Consider the following 4,390-nt stretch of genomic DNA (forward strand, 5'->3'; position numbering starts at 1 on the left):
CTATGAAAAGCCAAGTCATCTGAGAAGTAGTTGTTATCTACAATAGCGATAGCGTAGACTGGTGCGATGTGTTTATAGCTCTGGTGAGTATTGCCTTCTTGTTGGCGAATTTTTTCTAGGTTTTGATTGACCTGACTGCATAGGTAAGCCCACAGGCGATTGATGAAAAAATTCTGATGATGTACCTGAATCTCAATGATTACTTGAGTGCCATTATCTAGTTCAGCCAAGACATCTATGCTAGTATAGAAATCTTGGGCTGAATAAGGCAGGGAAGGTAGTACATGAATATTGCTCCCCTCCAAAATAGTCACATTTTTAGCTGGCAAGTCCAACATATCGCGAATAAATTGACAAGTGATTTCTGGATTGCTGAAAATTTTCTTAGCAACCAAATCGTTGGTCGGGCTAATGCCCGGATGTCTTAGAATCATCCTTTTCCTCCTTTTATTATACCACAGTTTTAAATCTAGGTTTGCTAGATGTACTGCTACTATCTATTTATTCGGAAAAAGTATGAAAAATACTTGCTCTAGCTCTTTCCAATGGTATTTTTCCCTGCTTTCCTTTATAATGGGTGTATGGATAAGAAAAAATTATTATTGATTGATGGGTCTTCTGTTGCTTTTCGGGCGTTTTTTGCACTCTATCAGCAGTTGGACCGTTTTAAGAATGCGGCTGGTTTGCATACCAATGCGATTTATGGTTTCCAGTTGATGTTGAGCCATTTGTTGGAGCGGGTTGAGCCCAGTCATATTTTGGTGGCTTTTGATGCGGGAAAGACGACCTTCCGTACAGAGATGTATGCGGACTATAAGGGTGGTCGGGCTAAGACTCCTGATGAGTTTCGTGAGCAATTTCCTTTTATTCGTGAGTTGCTGGATCATATGGGGATTCGTCATTATGAGTTGGCTCAGTATGAGGCGGATGATATCATTGGGACGTTGGATAAGCTAGCAGAGCAGGATGGTTTTGATATTACCATTGTCAGTGGGGACAAGGATTTAATTCAGCTGACGGATGAGCATACGGTGGTTGAAATTTCCAAGAAAGGTGTGGCTGAGTTTGAGGCCTTTACGCCAGAATATCTCATGGAAAAGATGGGCATTACACCGACGCAGTTTATCGATCTCAAGGCGCTTATGGGAGATAAGTCGGATAATATTCCTGGGGTGACCAAAATTGGTGAAAAGACGGGTATCAAGCTCTTGCTGGAGCATGGCTCACTCGAGGGAATTTATGAGAATATCGATGGGATGAAGGCTTCTAAGATGAAGGAAAATCTCATCAATGATAAGGAACAGGCCTTTTTGTCTAAAACACTAGCGACCATTGATACCAAGGCACCGATTGAGATTGGTTTGAAGGACTTGGTCTATAGTGGTCCAGATGTGGAAAATCTTGGAAAATTCTACGATGAGATGGGCTTCAAACAGCTCAAGCAGGCTTTAAATGTGTCGTCAGCTGATGTGGCTGAGAGTTTGGATTTTACTATTGTTGACCAAATCAGTCAAGATATGCTGAATGAAGAGTCTATCTTCCATTTTGAGCTTTTTGGTGAGAATTACCATACGGATGATTTGGTTGGTTTTGCTTGGTCTTGTGGGGAAAAGCTATATGCTACAGACAAGCTTGAGCTTTTGCAAGAGCCGATTTTCAAGGACTTTTTAGAAAAAACACCTCTGAGAGTTTATGACTTCAAGAAGGCTAAAGTTCTCTTGCATCGTTTTGGTGTGGATTTGCAGGCGCCTGCTTTTGATAGCCGTTTAGCTAAATACCTCCTTTCGACTGTGGAGGACAATGAAATTGCGACCATCGCTAGTCTTTATGGTCAGACTTATTTGGTTGATGATGAGACTTTCTATGGTAAGGGTGTCAAGAAGGCCATTCCTGAACGTGAGAAATTCTTGGAACACTTAGCTCGTAAGCTTGCTGTTTTGGTTGAAACAGAGCCTATTTTGCTTGAAAAACTCAGGGAAAATGAGCAATTAGAGCTTCTTTATGAGATGGAGCAACCTCTGGCTTTTGTCCTTGCTAAGATGGAAATTGCTGGGATTAAGGTTAAAAAAGAGACCTTGCTTGAAATGCAGGCTGAAAATGAGCTTGTCATTGAAAAACTCACTCAAGAGATTTACGAACTGGCTGGTGAGGAGTTTAATATCAACTCGCCTAAGCAGTTGGGCGTGCTTCTCTTTGAAAAATTGGGACTTCCTCTGGAATACACTAAGAAAACCAAGACAGGTTATTCGACAGCGGTGGATGTATTGGAGCGCCTGGCTCCTATTGCTCCGATTGTTAAGAAAATCCTAGACTACCGTCAGATTGCCAAGATTCAGTCTACTTATGTAATTGGCTTGCAGGACTGGATTTTGGCTGATGGCAAGATTCATACTCGTTATGTGCAGGATTTGACCCAGACTGGGCGTCTGTCTAGTGTGGATCCAAACTTGCAAAATATCCCTGTGCGTTTGGAGCAGGGCCGTCTCATTCGCAAGGCTTTTGTGCCAGAGTGGGATGATAGTGTTCTTCTGAGTTCTGATTATTCACAGATTGAATTGCGCGTTTTGGCGCATATTTCTAAGGATGAGCACTTGATTAAGGCCTTCCAAGAAGGAGCGGACATCCATACTTCGACAGCCATGCGGGTCTTTGGCATTGAACGTCCTGAGGATGTGACTGTAAACGACCGTCGCAATGCCAAGGCGGTTAACTTTGGAGTGGTTTACGGGATTTCAGACTTTGGTTTGTCTAATAATCTGGGCATTAGCCGTAAGGAGGCCAAAGCCTACATTGATACCTACTTTGAACGCTTCCCAGGCATCAAAAACTACATGGATGAAGTGGTGCGTGAGGCGCGTGATAAGGGCTATGTGGAGACCCTCTTCAAGCGTCGTCGTGAGTTGCCAGATATCAATTCGCGTAACTTTAACATTCGTGGTTTCGCAGAGAGGACTGCCATCAACTCACCTATCCAGGGTTCGGCAGCAGATATTCTCAAGATTGCCATGATTCAGCTGGATAAAGCCTTGGTTGCAGGTGGTTATCAGACTAAGATGCTGTTACAAGTGCACGATGAAATCGTCCTTGAAGTGCCTAAATCTGAATTGGCAGAGATGAAAAAATTGGTCAAACAAACTATGGAAGAAGCCATTCAACTCAGTGTTCCCCTCATCGCAGATGAAAATGAAGGGGCAACTTGGTACGAGGCTAAATAAAAAGGGGGCTAGTCCTCCTTTTTTGTAGTAGAATTCTGCAAGCCTTTTCAAATTGTGCTATACTGAAGAAAAAGGAGGATTTCTATGAGTCAAGAATTTATCAATCCAAGTGATGGTGTGATTCGTCAGTATCTCGCAACGAGTAAAACCCTTGCTGTGGTGGGCCTGTCAGATCGTGAGGAAACAACCAGCAATCGAGTGACCAAGGAAATGCAGGCTCGGGGTTATAAAATCATCCCAGTCAATCCCAAGGTGGCAGGTGGCGAAATCTTGGGTGAAAAGGCTTATGCTAGCCTAGCAGAGATTCCTTTTCCTGTAGATATTGTTAATGTTTACCGTCGCAGTGAATTTTTGCCAGATGTGGCGCGTGATTTTCTCAAGGCTGATGCTAAGGTTTTTTGGGCACAGCTGGGACTTGAAAGTTTAGAAGCGGAAGAAATCTTGCGTGCTGGTGGATGCGATGACATTGTGATGAATCGCTGCATCAAGAGAGAACATACTCGCTTGATTGAGGAAGCATAAAAAAAGGTAGCTGGTGGGCTACCTTTTGTGTTATACTCAATGAAAATCAAAGAGGAAACTAGCCGCAGGCTGCTCAAAACACAGTTTTGAGGTTGCAGATAGAACTGACGAAGTCAGCTCAAAACACAGTTTTGAGGTTGTGGATAGAACTGACGAAGTCAGTAACCATACCTACAGCAAGGCGACGTTGACGTGGTTTGAAGAGATTTTCGAAGAGTATTAGAAAATGCCGATAAGGGTCTGCATACCAAGACTAGTGAGGATGATGGCAATCCAGCAGATGGCTCCGAGAACAATGGATTTTCCACTGGATTTGACCATAGCTAGCAGATTGGTTTTGAGTCCGATAGCACTCATGGCCATGATAATGAGGAATTTAGAGAGTTGTTTGAGAGGGGTAAAGAAACTACTAGACACACCGATAGAGGTCAGTAGGGTGGTTAGGAGAGATGCGAGGATAAAGTAAAGGATAAAAAGTGGGAAGACTTTTTTCAGTTGTAAGCCTTGCTTATTTTTTTGCTCGCGACTTTGCCAGTAGGAGAGAAAGAGAGTGATGGGGATGATAGCTAGGGTGCGCGTGAGTTTGACAATGGTTGCGGATTCGAGGGTATTGGTCTGGTAGAGACTGTCCCAGGCGCTAGCTGTGGCGGTTA

4 protein-coding genes are annotated in these 4,390 nt (G+C 43.4%); 2 read left to right on the plus strand and 2 right to left on the minus strand.

All coding sequences use genetic code 11. The features are described from left to right. Window positions 1-434, minus strand: a 434-nt coding sequence (locus WKI23_RS09270) for a PD-(D/E)XK nuclease family transposase (RefSeq protein WP_368079720.1), incomplete at its 3' end; no start/stop codon positions are given. Window positions 435-581: 147 nt separating this feature from the next. Between WKI23_RS09270 and polA the strand changes: the two genes are divergently transcribed. Together polA and WKI23_RS09280 are read left to right on the plus strand one after the other, a co-directional pair. Beyond that, window positions 582-3,215, plus strand: coding sequence for a DNA polymerase I (gene polA, locus WKI23_RS09275; RefSeq protein WP_368079721.1), 2,634 nt, complete (start codon window positions 582-584; stop codon window positions 3,213-3,215). Between the two features lie 84 nt (window positions 3,216-3,299). Then, the gene (locus WKI23_RS09280; protein WP_261061968.1) at window positions 3,300-3,737 is read left to right on the plus strand and encodes a CoA-binding protein; all 438 of its coding nucleotides are present in this window, start codon (window positions 3,300-3,302) and stop codon (window positions 3,735-3,737) included. A 219-nt stretch (window positions 3,738-3,956) separates the two neighbouring features. Here the strand turns inward: WKI23_RS09280 and WKI23_RS09285 are convergent. Continuing rightward, window positions 3,957-4,390, minus strand: a 434-nt coding sequence (locus WKI23_RS09285) for a putative sulfate exporter family transporter (protein WP_368079722.1), incomplete at its 5' end; no start/stop codon positions are given.

This window comes from Streptococcus pseudopneumoniae, assembly GCF_038148955.1.
Lineage (GTDB): Bacteria > Bacillota > Bacilli > Lactobacillales > Streptococcaceae > Streptococcus > Streptococcus pseudopneumoniae_T.

Coding starts and splice junctions, on each gene's coding strand:
- WKI23_RS09280 (WP_261061968.1), top strand. CDS start 3,300: ATGAGTCAAGAATTTATCAATCCAAGTGATGGTGTGATTCGTCAGTAT.
- polA (WP_368079721.1), top strand. CDS start 582: ATGGATAAGAAAAAATTATTATTGATTGATGGGTCTTCTGTTGCTTTT.